Annotated in this window: 12 protein-coding genes, 10 tRNA genes and 2 rRNA genes; all 24 read left to right on the top strand. The window is 39.3% G+C overall.

All coding sequences use genetic code 11. From position 1 onward, the window contains the following. Positions 1-105: ribosomal RNA gene (locus HNR31_RS14825) — 23S ribosomal RNA — on the top strand; the annotation flags it as partial. Between the two features lie 127 nt (positions 106-232). Next, positions 233-349 (top strand): 5S ribosomal RNA (rrf, locus tag HNR31_RS14830). 12 nt (positions 350-361) lie between these two features. Then, positions 362-436 (top strand) — tRNA-Asn (locus HNR31_RS14835). Between the two features lies 1 nt (position 437). Beyond that, positions 438-510: transfer RNA gene (locus HNR31_RS14840), tRNA-Thr, on the top strand. 20 nt (positions 511-530) lie between these two features. Further along, positions 531-602, top strand: a tRNA-Glu gene (locus HNR31_RS14845). A 13-nt stretch (positions 603-615) separates the two neighbouring features. After that, a tRNA-Val gene (locus tag HNR31_RS14850) sits at positions 616-691 on the top strand. A gap of 10 nt (positions 692-701) precedes the next feature. Further along, positions 702-777 (top strand) — tRNA-Thr (locus tag HNR31_RS14855). A gap of 18 nt (positions 778-795) precedes the next feature. Further along, a tRNA-Tyr gene (locus HNR31_RS14860) sits at positions 796-880 on the top strand. Between the two features lie 159 nt (positions 881-1,039). After that, positions 1,040-1,114 (top strand) — tRNA-Gln (locus tag HNR31_RS14865). Between the two features lie 10 nt (positions 1,115-1,124). Then, positions 1,125-1,197: transfer RNA gene (locus tag HNR31_RS14870), tRNA-Lys, on the top strand. Between the two features lie 7 nt (positions 1,198-1,204). Further along, positions 1,205-1,276: transfer RNA gene (locus HNR31_RS14875), tRNA-Gly, on the top strand. 21 nt (positions 1,277-1,297) lie between these two features. Further along, a tRNA-Ala gene (locus HNR31_RS14880) sits at positions 1,298-1,370 on the top strand. Positions 1,371-1,513: 143 nt separating this feature from the next. Continuing rightward, entirely contained in the window at positions 1,514-2,416 is a 903-nt protein-coding gene (gene rocF, locus HNR31_RS14885; RefSeq protein ID WP_181556996.1) for an arginase, read from the top strand. A gap of 181 nt (positions 2,417-2,597) precedes the next feature. Beyond that, entirely contained in the window at positions 2,598-3,161 is a 564-nt protein-coding gene (gene sigW / locus HNR31_RS14890) for an RNA polymerase sigma factor SigW (protein WP_181556997.1), read from the top strand. Between the two features lie 14 nt (positions 3,162-3,175). Then, entirely contained in the window at positions 3,176-3,787 is a 612-nt protein-coding gene (gene rsiW, locus HNR31_RS14895; RefSeq protein ID WP_181556998.1) for an anti-sigma-W factor RsiW, read from the top strand. 98 nt (positions 3,788-3,885) lie between these two features. Beyond that, positions 3,886-4,707 (top strand): diadenylate cyclase CdaA, encoded by an 822-nt coding sequence (gene cdaA / locus HNR31_RS14900; RefSeq protein ID WP_181556999.1) that lies wholly within the window; start codon positions 3,886-3,888, stop codon positions 4,705-4,707. After that, positions 4,700-5,950: a CdaR family protein gene (locus tag HNR31_RS14905; RefSeq protein WP_181557000.1), complete on the top strand. Its 1,251-nt coding sequence runs from the start codon at positions 4,700-4,702 to the stop codon at positions 5,948-5,950. Before cdaA ends, HNR31_RS14905 begins: the two co-directional genes overlap by 8 nt. A 15-nt stretch (positions 5,951-5,965) precedes the next feature. After that, positions 5,966-7,312 (top strand): phosphoglucosamine mutase, encoded by a 1,347-nt coding sequence (gene glmM, locus HNR31_RS14910; RefSeq protein ID WP_181557001.1) that lies wholly within the window; start codon positions 5,966-5,968, stop codon positions 7,310-7,312. A 488-nt stretch (positions 7,313-7,800) separates the two neighbouring features. Beyond that, positions 7,801-9,603 carry a glutamine--fructose-6-phosphate transaminase (isomerizing) gene (glmS, locus tag HNR31_RS14915; protein WP_181557002.1) on the top strand — a complete coding sequence of 601 codons (1,803 nt, stop codon included), beginning with the start codon at positions 7,801-7,803 and terminating at the stop codon, positions 9,601-9,603. A 147-nt stretch (positions 9,604-9,750) separates the two neighbouring features. Then, the gene (locus HNR31_RS14920; RefSeq protein WP_309505733.1) at positions 9,751-10,551 is read left to right on the top strand and encodes a hypothetical protein; all 801 of its coding nucleotides are present in this window, start codon (positions 9,751-9,753) and stop codon (positions 10,549-10,551) included. A gap of 11 nt (positions 10,552-10,562) precedes the next feature. Further along, complete coding sequence (locus tag HNR31_RS14925; RefSeq protein ID WP_181557004.1) at positions 10,563-11,384, top strand: TnsA endonuclease N-terminal domain-containing protein; 822 nt, start codon at positions 10,563-10,565, stop codon at positions 11,382-11,384. Then, positions 11,381-13,528, top strand: a complete 2,148-nt coding sequence (locus tag HNR31_RS14930) for a Mu transposase C-terminal domain-containing protein (RefSeq protein ID WP_181557005.1) — start codon at positions 11,381-11,383, stop codon at positions 13,526-13,528. The genes HNR31_RS14925 and HNR31_RS14930 overlap by 4 nt, the downstream gene beginning before the upstream one ends. After that, positions 13,521-14,105 (top strand): ATP-binding protein, encoded by a 585-nt coding sequence (locus HNR31_RS19460; protein ID WP_458296330.1) that lies wholly within the window; start codon positions 13,521-13,523, stop codon positions 14,103-14,105. The genes HNR31_RS14930 and HNR31_RS19460 overlap by 8 nt, the downstream gene beginning before the upstream one ends. A gap of 65 nt (positions 14,106-14,170) precedes the next feature. Continuing rightward, complete coding sequence (locus tag HNR31_RS19465; protein WP_458296331.1) at positions 14,171-15,124, top strand: TniB family NTP-binding protein; 954 nt, start codon at positions 14,171-14,173, stop codon at positions 15,122-15,124. The last annotated feature ends 8 nt before the right edge of the window (positions 15,125-15,132 follow it).

Raw genomic sequence — 15,132 nt, forward strand, 5'->3', positions numbered from 1 at the left:
TCAAGCGAGTAAGATCCCTCGAAGATGACGAGGTAGATAGGTCCGAGGTGGAAGCGTGGCGACACGTGGAGCTGACGGATACTAATCGATCGAGGACTTAACCAAGAAAAAGGTGAAGCCGAGCGTTCGCTTCTTTGCATGGATATCGGTTATCTAGTTTTGAGAGAACAAAAAAGTTCTTGACAGAACCGATAGGTTCGTTATAATCATACTTGTCCAATTCGATATCTTGCCTAGTGACAATGGCGGAGAGGTCACACCCGTTCCCATCCCGAACACGGAAGTTAAGCTCTCCAGCGCCGATGGTAGTTGGGGCCAGCGCCCCTGCGAGAGTAGGTCGTCGCTAGGCAGATCTAATCGTTCCGCAGTAGCTCAGTGGTAGAGCAATCGGCTGTTAACCGATTGGTCGCAGGTTCGAATCCTGCCTGCGGAGCCATGCTTCCATAGCTCAGTTGGTAGAGCACTTCCATGGTAAGGAAGAGGTCACCGGTTCAAGCCCGGTTGGAAGCTTGTGTTTGTCTATTTCTTTTGGCCCGTTGGTCAAGTGGTTAAGACACCGCCCTTTCACGGCGGTAACACGGGTTCGAATCCCGTACGGGTCATCTTTTATTTTTTGGAGGATTAGCTCAGCTGGGAGAGCACTTGCCTTACAAGCAAGGGGTCGGCGGTTCGATCCCGTCATCCTCCACCATACATATGAAGCCGGCTTAGCTCAATTGGTAGAGCAACTGACTTGTAATCAGTAGGTTGCGGGTTCAAGTCCTGCAGCCGGCACCATTCCCTATATATTAATACGGAGGGGTAGCGAAGTGGCCAAACGCGGCGGACTGTAAATCCGCTCCCAGTGGGTTCGGCGGTTCGAATCCGTCCCCCTCCACCATTGCTTTTTCATCCTTAAGCTGTGGGAACAACCTCATATACATACTTGTTATACCAATGTCGGATTATTTCGTGAATTTCCTTCAGAAATTCTCAAATTAATCCTTCGGTGTTGATTCACGAAGTATATTCAAAGAAGTATTTCATGAAGTTATATCAATGGGCTATAGCCAAGCGGTAAGGCAACGGACTTTGACTCCGTGATGCGCTGGTTCGAATCCAGCTAGCCCAGCCATTTTCATCATGAGCCATTAGCTCAGCAGGTAGAGCATCTGACTTTTAATCAGAGGGTCGGAGGTTCGAGTCCTCCATGGCTCATTTTTGTGCGGAAGTAGTTCAGTGGTAGAACACCACCTTGCCAAGGTGGGGGTCGCGGGTTCGAGTCCCGTCTTCCGCTTTGTTTGGCTTTTATCATGTTGGGGCCTTAGCTCAGCTGGGAGAGCGCCTGCTTTGCACGCAGGAGGTCATCGGTTCGATCCCGATAGGCTCCATCAGAAAAACTCCTTAAATCTTGAAGATTTAAGGAGTTTTTTATTTTTGTCTTTATTGAATAAATATTCAAAAAAATGTTAAGTTGAGTCAATGTTCTATTATTCGATACAATATATGTAATACATGGGGAAGGGGAGACAGCATGAAAAAAATATCAATTATCGGTGTTCCGATGGATTTAGGGCAAACGCGGCGCGGTGTAGATATGGGACCAAGTGCGATTCGCTATGCAGGAGTCATTGAACGCTTAGAGAATCTTAATTATGAAATTGAAGATTTGGGTGATATTTCCATTGGTAAAGCCGAGCGAATTGATGATGAAGGAGTACGACTGAATTTACGAAATTTGAAAGCGGTTGCAGAAACAAATGAAAAACTTGCTCAAACAGTAGATGAGGTAGTTCAAAGGGGACATTTTCCTCTTGTACTAGGAGGCGACCATAGTATTGCGATCGGGACATTAGCTGGTGTAGCAAAACATTACAAAAACTTGGGTGTTATTTGGTACGATGCTCACGGGGATTTAAATACGGCAGAAACGTCTCCGTCTGGCAACATTCATGGTATGCCGTTAGCCGCAAGCCTTGGATTAGGTCATCCGGCTCTCACCAATATCGGGGGCTACAGCCCGAAAGTCAAGCCAGAAAACATTGTTTTAATTGGGGCGCGTTCGTTGGATGAAGGAGAAAAGCGATTAATTCATGAAAAGGGTATCAAGGTTTATACAATGCATGAAGTTGATCGTCTTGGTATGACTAAAGTAATGGAAGAAACGATTGCCTATTTAAAAGAACGTACCGATGGTGTTCATTTATCATTAGATTTAGATGGTCTTGATCCGCACGATGCTCCAGGGGTGGGGACGCCTGTCATTGGAGGACTCACTTATCGAGAAAGTCATTTAGCAATGGAAATGCTTGCGGAAGCCAAATTGATTACTTCGGCAGAATTTGTTGAAGTAAATCCGATTTTAGACGAACGAAACAAAACAGCCTCTGTTGCTGTTGCGCTAATGGGTTCGCTTTTTGGAGAAAAATTAGTATAATAAAAAAGACAGCAGACTAACAAAGGTCTGCTGTTTTTATTGGAATATACCAGCAATTTGATGATTTTTTAGGTAAAATTTAGGTGAATATGCTAAAATAAACATGCATTGTTTGGTGAAACTTTTTTTCTTGAAAATCGTAATACAATAATAGCCGCAGCGAGCGGGGGTATCATGTTATATGGAAACATTTATAAAGAAGCGAATTAAGGCCATTAAAAAAGGAGATCAAAATGCGTACGCTGAAATTGTCGAGCTCTATAAAGATAAGGTATATCGATTGTGTTATCGAATGTTAGGGAATCGGCATGAAGCGGAAGACGCAGCACAAGAAGCCTTTGTTCGTGCTTATATTAATATTCATACGTACAATACTAATATGAAATTTTCTTCGTGGCTTTATCGAATTGCCACTAATTTATCCATTGATAAAATACGTAAAAAGAAGCCTTCTGTTTATTTAGATGAGGAAGTTAGCGGAACAGAAGGATTAACGGTGTATTCTCAACTTCCATCAACGGAAGCCTCTCCTGAGGAAACATTAGAAAGTCTGGAATTACAGGAAACCGTGCAAAAGGCAATAGAAAAATTACCAGAGAAGTACCGAAGTGTGATTGTGTTAAAATATATTGAGGACTTATCCTTACAGGAAATTAGTGAAATTCTTGATATTCCAATTGGGACGGTAAAGACGAGAATTCACCGAGGAAGAGAAGCGTTAAGAAAACATTTGGGCCATCTATGAGAGGGGTGAAGAAAATGGAGTGTCCGAATCACATTATTAAATTAATGCACGATTACTTAGATGACGATATTACTCCTGATGATGAAAGAGAGCTGCGAGAACACTTACAGCAATGTTCAGCGTGTGCTCATCATTTTAATAGCTTAAAGAGAACGATTGCGTTTATTCAGCATGCTTCTCATATCACTCCCTCTTCGAATTTTACTGCGAATGTCATGGCAAGATTGCCGAAGGAAAAGAAAATGGTCCGATTAGGAAGATGGTTGAAAAATCATCCGTTTGTTACAGCGGCCTCGTTATTTTTGGCTTTAATGGTTGGAAGTCTTTTCACAACATGGAACGGCGAGCAGCAATTTTCTGTTTCCACTCGAGAAAATGTTATTATTCAAGATCGAACGGTGATTGTTCCAAAAGGGAAAGTGGTTGAAGGTGATATTGTTGTACGTAATGGTTCGATTAAAATAGAAGGAAAGGTTAACGGCGATGTCACAGTTATTCATGGTGAAAAATATTTGGCGTCTGCTGGACAAGTAACAGGAGAAATTGAAGAAATTAATCAAGTATTTGACTGGATTTGGTATAATATTAAAGAATCAGTAAAAGATGTGATGAAAGCATTTGAATAAAAGGCCATCTCTTTGATGGCTTTTTTACATATGTGATATAATAGAAGAGTTGTGTAAATAAAATATACAGGAATTCGAATTATAAAGGAAGTGTGAGAATGCCTTTTGGAGAGCTCCCGATTTTAAGCTATTTAGGCAAAATCGTTGATATCTTGCTTGTTTGGTACGTAATTTATAAATTAATTATGGTGATTCGTGGGACAAAAGCGGTTCAGCTTTTAAAAGGAATCATTCTCATTATACTTGTGCGAATTGTAAGTAATTTCTTGGGTCTTAGCACGTTACAATGGCTCATGGATCAAGCATTAACGTGGGGATTTTTAGCGATCATTATTATTTTCCAGCCAGAATTACGGCGTGCGCTAGAACAGCTAGGACGGGGAAAGCTATTTTCAAGAAGCAGTGGGTCTGAGGACGAAGAACAAATAAAAATGGTGGAAGCCATCATTAAAGCAACCGAATATATGGCAAAACGGAGAATCGGTGCTCTCATATCCGTAGAGCGGGAAACAGGGATGGGAGACTATATTGAGACAGGAATTCTTCTTAATGCTCAAATTTCATCCGAATTGTTAATCAATATTTTTATTCCAAATACTCCTTTGCATGATGGTGCGGTCATTATTCAGAAAAATCATGTAGCTGCCGCAGGCTGTTATTTACCGCTATCAGAAAGCCCATTTATTTCAAAAGAGCTAGGAACGCGTCATCGTGCCGCATTAGGGATTAGCGAGGTAACTGATAGCGTGACGGTCGTTGTATCAGAGGAAACGGGTGCTGTATCAGTGACAAAAAACGGGGAGCTGCATCGAGACTTAACTCCAGAGCAGTTTCGTGAGCTGCTCACAAAGGAGTTAACACCGGCAACGAAGACCGCTTCCTCATCCCGCTGGCAATGGAGGGGGAAGAAGCATGGATAAATTGATGAACAACCATTGGTTTATGAAAATTTTTTCGTTGCTACTGGCGATTATGCTCTATATGTCAGTAAACATTGAAGAAAAGGAAACGAAATCAGGTGCTATTACACGTAATTCCGTAGGTCAAACAGATATTGAGACAATCACCAATGTTCCTGTCGTGACTTATTATGATGAAGAGAACTTAGTCGTATCAGGCATCCCTAAAACCGTCAATGTTACGTTAGAAGGGCCAGCTAGCATTTTGAAGCCAACCGCTTTACAGCGTGATTTTGAAATCTATGTGGACTTAACCAACTTAGAGTTAGGCACCCATACAGTTCCGATCAAATATAAAAACATCTCAGACAAACTCAATGTAAAAATCCAGCCTGCGACGGCGACAGTGACGATTCATGAAAAGGTTTCAAAAGATTTTCCGGTTGATGTTGATTTTATCCATCAAAACAAAGTAGCGACCGGTTATTCGGTAGAACAACCAATTGTAAAACCAAATATGGTGACGATTACAGGAGCAAAAGAACTTGTTGATCGAGTAGCACTAGTGAAAGCAAGAGTGAATCTTGAGGGAGCTAAAGAAACGATTGAACAAGAATCCAAAGTAACTGTTTATGATAATGAGGGAAGGGTACTGAATTTAGAAGTTGATCCTTCTGTTGTAGAAGTAACGGTACCTGTCACAAGCCCTAGCAAATCGGTTCCATTAAAAATTAATCGGATAGGAACTTTGAAAAAAGGATTAAGCATCGTCAAAATTGAAACAGTCCCAAATCAGGTAACAATTTTTGGACCAAAAGAAAAAATTGATCGTATTGAATTTATTGATGGCATTACGATTAACCTAGGAGAAATTACAAAAGATACAACGTTAGAAATGAAAGTCCCGCTACCGGAAGGGGTTAAAAGTGTTGATCCTTCCAAAGTCAAAATTAACATTCAAGTTCAAGAGGAACAAACGAAGACGTTTAAAGCACTACCTATTCACGTATTAGGATTAAGTGACCAGTATACGGTTGAATTTTTAGAACCGGAAGAGCAAAACATGGATGTTCAACTATCCGGAGCTCCTAGTATATTAAATAGCATTCAAGCGGATGATTTAGAGTTATATATCAATGTCAATGAACTAGGGGTCGGCGAGCATGAAGTGCCGGTCGAGGTCAATGGTCCACAAAACATTACATGGAATTTACCAAAAAATAAAGTGAAGATAAAAATTAGCCAAAAGATAATCAATGAGTAAGGAGAGATAGGCATAATGGGTAAATATTTTGGTACTGATGGTGTGCGTGGAGTGGCTAATAGTGAACTGACACCGGAGCTAGCGTTCAAAATTGGTCGCTGCGGTGGTTATGTATTAACGAAAGATAAAGAACGTCCAAAAGTGTTAATTGGCCGAGATACACGCATTTCAGGACATATGCTTGAAGGAGCGCTTGTCGCTGGATTGCTTTCCATTGGGGCAGAGGTCATGCGTCTTGGTGTCATTTCGACACCGGGAGTTGCTTACTTGACGAAAGCGTTAGGGGCTCAAGCGGGAATTATGATTTCCGCTTCCCATAACCCTGTCCAAGATAATGGGATCAAATTCTTTGGCCCAGACGGATTCAAACTTTCTGATGAACAGGAACAAGAAATCGAAGAGCTAATAGATAGTACAGAAGATACATTGCCAAGACCAACTGGAAAGGATTTAGGACAAGTCAACGATTATTTTGAAGGTGGCCAAAAATACTTACAATATTTAAAGCAAACGATCGAAGAAGATTTTTCAGGATTACGAATTGCGCTTGATTGTGCGCATGGAGCTACTTCTTCGTTGGCGACCCATCTATTTGCTGACTTAGAAGCTGATGTATTGACAATGGGAGCTTCACCAAACGGAATCAATATTAATGAAGGGGTCGGTTCGACACATCCTGAGGCACTAGCCGCATTTGTCAAAGAGAAAGGGGCAGATGTCGGGCTTGCGTTCGATGGAGATGGTGACCGTTTGATTGCTGTGGATGAACATGGAAACATTGTTGATGGTGACCAAATTATGTATATTTGCGCGAAATATTTAAAAGAGATGGGTCGACTAAAACACCAAACAGTTGTTTCAACGGTTATGAGCAATCTTGGATTTTATAAAGCACTGGAGGCACAAGGAATCAAAAGCGTGCAAACTGCAGTCGGCGACCGCTATGTCGTAGAGGAAATGAAGAAAAATGGTTATAACCTAGGGGGAGAGCAGTCTGGACATATCATCTTCCTCGACTATAATACAACAGGAGATGGGCTATTAACTGCTCTTCAACTTGTCAATATTATAAAAATCACAAAAAAACCACTTTCTGAACTGGCTAGTGAAATGCCAAAATATCCGCAGCTTCTAGTCAATGTGAAAGTAGCGGATAAGCACAAGGTCATGGAAAATGAGAATGTAAAAGCAGTCATTCAAGCGGTCGAAACGGAGATGAATGGGAACGGTCGCATTCTTGTTCGTCCGTCTGGAACGGAACCACTCGTACGTGTCATGGCAGAGGCACCAACGGAAGAAGCATGCCGAAACTATGTAGAACGCATTGCTACTGTGATTCGAGAAGAAATGGGTATCGAATAATTGTTATTTGTCACAGACATCCTATGCATAAATGGAACCTTCTATTCCATTTATGCATATTTTATTTTATAAAGTTATATTAGAGTTGACGTGTCTTAGTGAATTACTGTAATATAACTTTGTTGTGTGTTGTGATTCAAGATAGAAAGGTGGGTAGAAGAAGTAATTGATTTGTAAAGCGCCTGGACTAAGCTTTGGTCGGAAAAAAGCTTAGTTGACGAGGAGGAGGTTTATCGATCGTTCGGCGGATGCCTCCCGGTTGTCGCGATTACAGCCGTAAGTCCTTTCTAAAAACAAAGAGGCGACTCTTTGGACAAAGGGAAGGACGTAATCGCAAAGAGAATCGCAAAAGGGGAGTCTGTCGAAACAAAGGACCAGCCCCCTCAAATGAATCGATTAGAATGAATGTGATGGATTGTTATGATTCGAGTTCGAGGGGGCTAGACCCTTGTCTGACAGCCTCCCTAAAAAAGGGAGGAATACTTTTTATGTGTGGAATTGTCGGATATATTGGACAACAAGATGCAAAAGAAATTTTATTGCGCGGACTTGAAAAATTAGAATATCGTGGTTATGATTCAGCTGGTATTGCGGTGTTAAATAAAGAAGGAGTCCATGTGTTTAAAGAAAAAGGCCGCATTGCCGATTTACGGCAAATTGTCGATCTAAGTGTAGAAGCTCCACTTGGTATCGGTCATACACGTTGGGCGACACATGGTGCGCCAAGCCGAGTCAATGCGCATCCACACCAAAGTGCCTCAGGTCGTTTTACATTAGTGCATAATGGTGTCATTGAAAACTATGCGATCTTAAAACGTGACTACTTGCAAGATGTTGAACTAAAAAGTGACACTGATACGGAAGTGATCGTACAGCTTGTTGAGAAATTTGTGAACAGCGGCTTGAACGTAGAAGAGGCATTTCGTAAAACATTAACACTTTTAAAAGGTTCTTACGCCATTGCGCTCATTGATGCTGAAGATAGAGATGTCATTTATGTGGCGAAAAATAAGAGCCCGCTGTTAGTGGGAATCGGTAACGGTTTTAACGTCGTTGCTAGTGATGCGATGGCGATGTTGCAAGTGACCAATCAATATGTCGAGTTAATGGATAAAGAAATGGTCATTGTTACAAGAGAGACTATTACAATTAAGAAGTTGGACGGCGAAATTGTTGAACGTTCTCCATATACAGCCGAACTAGACGCAAGCGACATTGAAAAAGGAACATACCCGCATTACATGTTAAAGGAAATTGACGAACAACCGCTTGTGATGCGTCGCATTATTCAAAAATACCAAGACGAAAATGGTCATTTAACGATTGATCCTGAAATTATTAACGCTGTGACTGATGCAGACCGTCTCTACATTATCGCCTGCGGTACAAGCTACCATGCTGGATTAGTCGGTAAACAATTGATTGAAAAATGGGCGAAAATCCCTGTCGAAGTGCATGTTGCTAGCGAATTTTCATATAATATGCCGTTGCTGTCAGAACGTCCATTATTTATTTATATCTCACAAAGCGGCGAAACAGCAGACAGCCGTGCCGTGCTTGTTCAAACAAAAGAGCTTGGTTATAAAGCGGTCACAATTACGAACGTGCCTGGTTCAACGCTATCACGTGAAGCGGATTATACGTTATTGCTTCATGCAGGTCCGGAAATCGCTGTGGCTTCAACAAAAGCGTATACGGCACAAATCGCGGTGCTTGCTATTTTAGCTACCGTTACAGCGAAAGCAAAGGGCATTGAGCTTGATTTTGACCTTGTGAAAGAGTTAGGAATCATCGCAAACGTCATGGAAATGCTTTGCGATGCGAAGGAAGAAATGGAAAAAATCGCACGTGAATATTTGGCGACAACACGCAACTGTTTCTTCATCGGTCGTGCTGTTGATTTCTACGTTTGCCTAGAAGGCGCGTTGAAATTAAAAGAGATTTCTTACATTCAAGCGGAAGGATTTGCCGGCGGTGAATTAAAGCATGGTACCATCGCGTTAATCGAAAATGGTACACCGGTAATCGCTTTGGCAACGCAAGAGCACGTTAACTTAAGTATTCGCGGTAATGTGAAAGAAGTGGTTGCCCGCGGTGCGAACCCTTGCATTATCTCGATGAGAGGCTTAGAAACAGAAGAAGACCGTTACGTCATTCCAGCGGTTCATCCAATGTTAACGCCGCTTGTTTCCGTTGTGCCATTGCAGCTTATCGCTTACTACGCTGCATTACACCGCGGCTGCGACGTTGACAAACCACGCAACTTGGCAAAGAGCGTGACGGTTGAATAAAAGGTAAAAACACATGTCCCGTTTTTGTCGAGTAATAAAAAAGTCGTTTAAAAAATAAAAAAGTTGTTTAAAAAAACACACGTTATGGAGTAAAATGGAAGTAACTCCGAACGTGTGTTTTTTTGTGAGGTGATTTTGTTGGCGAATGTGAAAAATAGAATTAAAAAGCGGAAGGATGCATTAAAAGAATTAAACGAACTGGTTCAAAGAGATTCTAATTTATTATTAATTCATTATTCATGTGAGAGTTTCTACAATATCAAGGATGGCAGAACCCCTAGAATAACCTCTATAGCAGTTAGGTATTATAGTACGGGTCAAACAGTTTCTTTTTCTATTCATAAAGTAGCAGAGAAGCAAGGTAAGTTAGATAGAATAGAAGAGCATTATGATGAATTAGAAAGAGAAATGCTAGATGAATTTTTTCAATTTGTAACCAGTCATAATAATTATAACTGGATTCATTGGAACATGAGGGATATCAATTATGGTTTTGAAGCTATAAATCACAGATACAGTGTTCTAGGTGGAACTCCGGTTGTTATTCACGATAAAAACAAATTTGACCTTGCTAGGAAAATAGTCGATATATATGGTACTAACTATATTAAAGAACATCCTCGTTTTGAAAAGCTAGTGGATAAAAACAATATTACAAAAAGAGATTTTCTTTCTGGAGCAGAGGAAGCAGAGGCTTTTGAAAAAAAAGAGTTTGTTAAATTACATCAATCAACTTTAAGGAAAGTAGATATACTTCATATTATTGTGGACCGAATAATAGACAATGAATTAAAAACTGATTCATCCTTAAGGGAAGTATACGGTCTAACTCCTCAAGGATTCTATGAATTAGTTAAAGAGAATTGGGGATATAATTTATTCATTTTTCTTTTAGGAGCAGCAATTTCGGGAATTGTTGGTTATGTAATTACAGTTCTAATGTCCTAGGAGGTGGTTATATGCCAAAACGCAAAACAGGTTGGACGGAGGAAAAAATTGCTCGTTACTATAAAGAAGGTCGTGGCCAAGGCGAGTTATCTAATTATACGCCTTGGTTAATGATTCAAGACGTGCCTTCAAGTGGACGAGCCCATCGTGTAAAAGGTTGGACCACAAGTCGAACGCATCACCTCCTATCCGATATGGAATATAATTATTTTTGCTTACTCGATTGGGCAGATGAAGTTATTGATATTAGAGAACAATTCCCTCTACCACGTGATGTGACGCTTCCCATCGCTGAGGAGAAAAACATAAAACACCCCATAGATTCCGCAACACAGACCCCGATTGTAATGACGACAGATTTTCTCATCACAGTACGAAAAGAAAAAGAAATTATTTACTTTGCCAGAACAGTAAAAGAAAATAAAGAATTAAATTCATCAAGGGTTATCGAAAAGTTTGAAATCGAAAGAGAATATTGGACAAAACAAGGTGTAGACTGGGGCATCGTAACAGAAAAGGAATTACCAAGAGATGCAATAGACAATATCAAGTGGTTACATTCAGCTTATTTTTTATCGGATGATTTAGATAAAAAATTGCTTTATTCACTATATGAAGCACTAGCCAAAAACAATATGCCGATACTTCATCTATTAAAAGAATTCGATGAAACATTTAAATTGGCAAATGGTAGTGCTTTATCTATGTTCAAATATATGCTTGCACACAAGATTATCAAAATAAATATAACGAAAAAAATAGATCTAATGTCGAACACAACGATTCTTGAATTTCCGCCTAACTTTATAACAGAAAAGAGGTGGGCTAATTGAATTTCTTTGTTAATGAACTACTCAAAAATCCTCTTAGTGGTGAAATATACCGTATTTTATGGATAGATGATGGGAATGTAGTAGCTTATCTAATTGACATTTATGATGAAAAAGCTCTTCCTTTTAAACGGTTAATTCAAGAATTAACTGACGAAATTTTAGAGGAATCACTTATCAAAATAAAAGAAGATCCTTTTATGAGTTCAGGTATTCAAGATATTCCTGAAAAGTATATAGAGCTAAGAAATCAAGCTTGGAAAGTTATTGAAGAGATGGTTAATGATGAACCAGCCATATACGAGAAAAAGCAACGTTCAAAATATATAAAGGATGCAATGGAAAAACATCAAGTAACCTATCCTGCAGTCCGTAAATATTTACGTAAATACTGGCAACGTGGTAAGAACATTAATGCTCTGTTGCCTGATTACAATAATTCAGGTGGGAGAGGAAAAGAAAAAGAAGCAGGTGTTAAAAAACGTGGTAGACCTCGAAAATATTCTTCCCAAGGAATAAATGTCGATGAACGAACTAAAAAAATTTTTCGGGTTGCGTTAGAAAAATACTATTTAACTTCAAAAGAAAATCGGTTGACTGATGCATACAAAATGATGATTAAAGAGTTTTACGCTAAAGATATTTACATTGAGGATGGCGTAAAAAAAATAATTATTGAAGATAAAGAGAGTCTACCAACGTTAACACAGTTCCGTTATTGGTACAACAAAGAATATACATTGCTAGAATCGACAATTGCTAGGAAGGGACGTAAAAAGTTTGATAAAGATTACCGGGCTGTTTTAAATACAACACTTTCGGAGGTTCATGGTCCAGGTTCACGTTTTCAAATTGATGCAACCGTTGGGGATATATATTTAATTTCTAAATATAATCCAAACTGGATAATCGGACGACCAGTAATTTATTTAGTGATGGACGTTTTTAGTCGCATGGTTGTTGGAATGTATGTTGGCCTTGAGGGGCCTTCGTGGCTCGGTGCCATGATGGCAATGGCGAACACTGTAACAGATAAACAAAAATTTTGTGCTGAATATGGAATTGAAATATCAAAAGAAGAATGGCCAAGTGAACATTTGCCAGAAATATTGTTAGCAGATCGTGGGGAATTTGAAGGCTTTAATGCTGATCGCTTAGTAGAGGCTTTTAATATCCATGTAGAGAATGCAGCCCCTTATCGAGCTGACTGGAAAGGCGTTGTTGAAAAACATTTTGATCTTATTCAGAAAAAAGTAAGGCCTTTTCTACCTGGCTATGTCGAGAAAGACTTTCAAGAACGTGGAGCTCGTGATTATCGATTAGATGCGGTCCTAACCTTGGAAGACTTCACTAAAATTCTTATTAAGCAAATTTTGCATTATAATCAAAAGCACTTTCTACAAGACTATATACGGGATGAAGATATGATTCGAGATGATGTTCAACCTATTCCACTTCATTTATGGAGTTGGGGTATTAAAAATCGTACGGGAAAACTTAGGTACTATCCTGAAGACCTTGTAAAATTACACTTAATGCCAAGGGATGACGCTACGGTTACACATAAGGGAATACGCTTCAAAGGTATTTATTACAGCTGCGAACGTGCACTGAAAGAATCATGGTTTGAGACAGCGAGACAAAAAGGCTCTTGGAAAGTGACTATCGCGTATGATCCAAGAAATATGACAAGTGTTTTTTTGATAGATCCAGGGTTAACAAAATATGAAACTTGCTATCTTTTGACACCGTCGGAACGTTTAAAAAATACAAGTTTAGATGAAATTCGTTATTTACAAGAATACGAAAAACAACTGAAGCATGATAATAGCCATCAGCAATTGCAAAAAGATATTGATTATATTTCGGAAGTTGAAGCTATTGTGAAAGAAGCAAAGAAGAAAAAAGAGCAGTTACAAGACAAAAGTTTAAGTAAATTGCAACGAGTCAGCTCTATTAAAGAACACAGAAAATTAGAAAGAGAAGAAATAAGAAAAAACGAAGTATTTCAAATTGGTTCAGAAGAAACACCTCACAAACAAGCTGATATTGTACCGATTAATAGGGGGATTGAGGTCGAAGAGAAATATGCCAGACCAAATGTAAGAGAATATTTACGGAGACGAAAGGAGAAGAAAGATGAGTGAATGGGGAGAAAAATTAAATGCTCAAGTAGCTGAATATAAAAAGCAAGATGTCATTGATTTTCAAGGAAATCCTTTAATTGAAGCTCTACCTCCTATTCTGTCTCCAGAAGAAGCTTTTGAAGCATTGAGTTATTATCCAGAATTTGATGAAAAAGAGCGTTTATTACCTACACATATTCGATATCATGCGATTCCAAGATTAACTCGTTTTTTCCAACCAGTTATGCAACATCTAGACTTAGAACAGAGATTTTCACGATTATTGAGGTATGGTTATGTGAGTAGAAATCCGTTATCTCCCAATTTTACAAAGAGTTTATCTGCGGCTCATCATTCACTTACAGGGCAAAAAATTAAGCACGATATACGCTCAACAGCCTCTAGTATTACTTTGATGGGGTTTTCCGGCATTGGAAAAACTACTGCTATTGAGAGGATTTTATCTTTATATCCACAGTTAATCATTCATAAGCACCCATTAAATATTACTCAAGTTGTATGGCTAAAACTGAATTGTCCACATGATGGTTCGTTAAAATCATTATGTATGGATTTTTTCTTGAAGATGGATCGTTAGTTGGAACTAATTATTATGAACGGTTCGGTAGCAGAAGAAATTCTATCAGTTCCATGGTAACAAGAATGGGACAAATTGCTCGCTTGCATTGTGTAGGGGCCTTAATTATCGATGAAATTCAGCATTTATTAACAACTCGCGATAATAATTCAGAAAAGATGATGAACTTTTTTGTTACTCTGGTCAATGAGATTGGTGTACCAGTTATGATGATTGGTACAATGCGTGCAAAAAGTGTCTTGCAGCAAGATTTTCGTCAAGCCCGTCGTGGCAGTGGGCAGGGAGATATGGTATGGCAGCAAATGAAAAAGGATGATGACTGGGATTTGCTTATCGAAAGTATGTGGAATTATCAATGGATTAGGTACAAGACAGAGTTAACTGAGGAATTAAATCAGACACTCTATGAGGAAAGTCAAGGAATAGTAGATATCGCTGTAAAACTATTTGCATTATCTCAAGGTCGAGCAATTGAAACAGGAGAAGAAAAAATTACACCTGCCCTCATAAGGAGAGTTGCAAAAGATGATTTGAAGCTTGTCCAACCGATGTTGAAAGCATTAAAAGACGGGCGTATTTCTGAACTAGAAAAATATGAGGATATTATGCCTATGGATATTGCGGAGTATCTACAATATCATCAATCGAAAATTGATTTAAGGGCTACCATACAAAAGAAAAAAGAATTGCAGGCTCTTAAACGAAGAGAAAGAGAAATTTCCAATCTTGAAAAACTAATGGTTGCATTGATGAATTTAGATATTGATCCTACATTAGCAGAAAAGGTAGCTTCAAAGGCCATAAAGGATTTGCCGGAAGCTTCACAAGCCGAGTTGATGGAAAGAGCATTAAATTTAATAAAAGAACGGATGGAACCAAGTAAAAGCAAAGTAAATCAATCGTCAAAAAATACATTACGGGTCATCATCGATAAAGGTCGCAAGCAGAAGCTGTCAGCCTATGAATCATTACGAGAGGCAGGTTATATTAAAGCACCACTAGATGAATTTGTTATCTAGGAGGAAAC

This window comes from Thermaerobacillus caldiproteolyticus (assembly GCF_013761245.1).
In the GTDB taxonomy this organism is placed as follows: domain Bacteria; phylum Bacillota; class Bacilli; order Bacillales; family Anoxybacillaceae; genus Thermaerobacillus; species Thermaerobacillus caldiproteolyticus.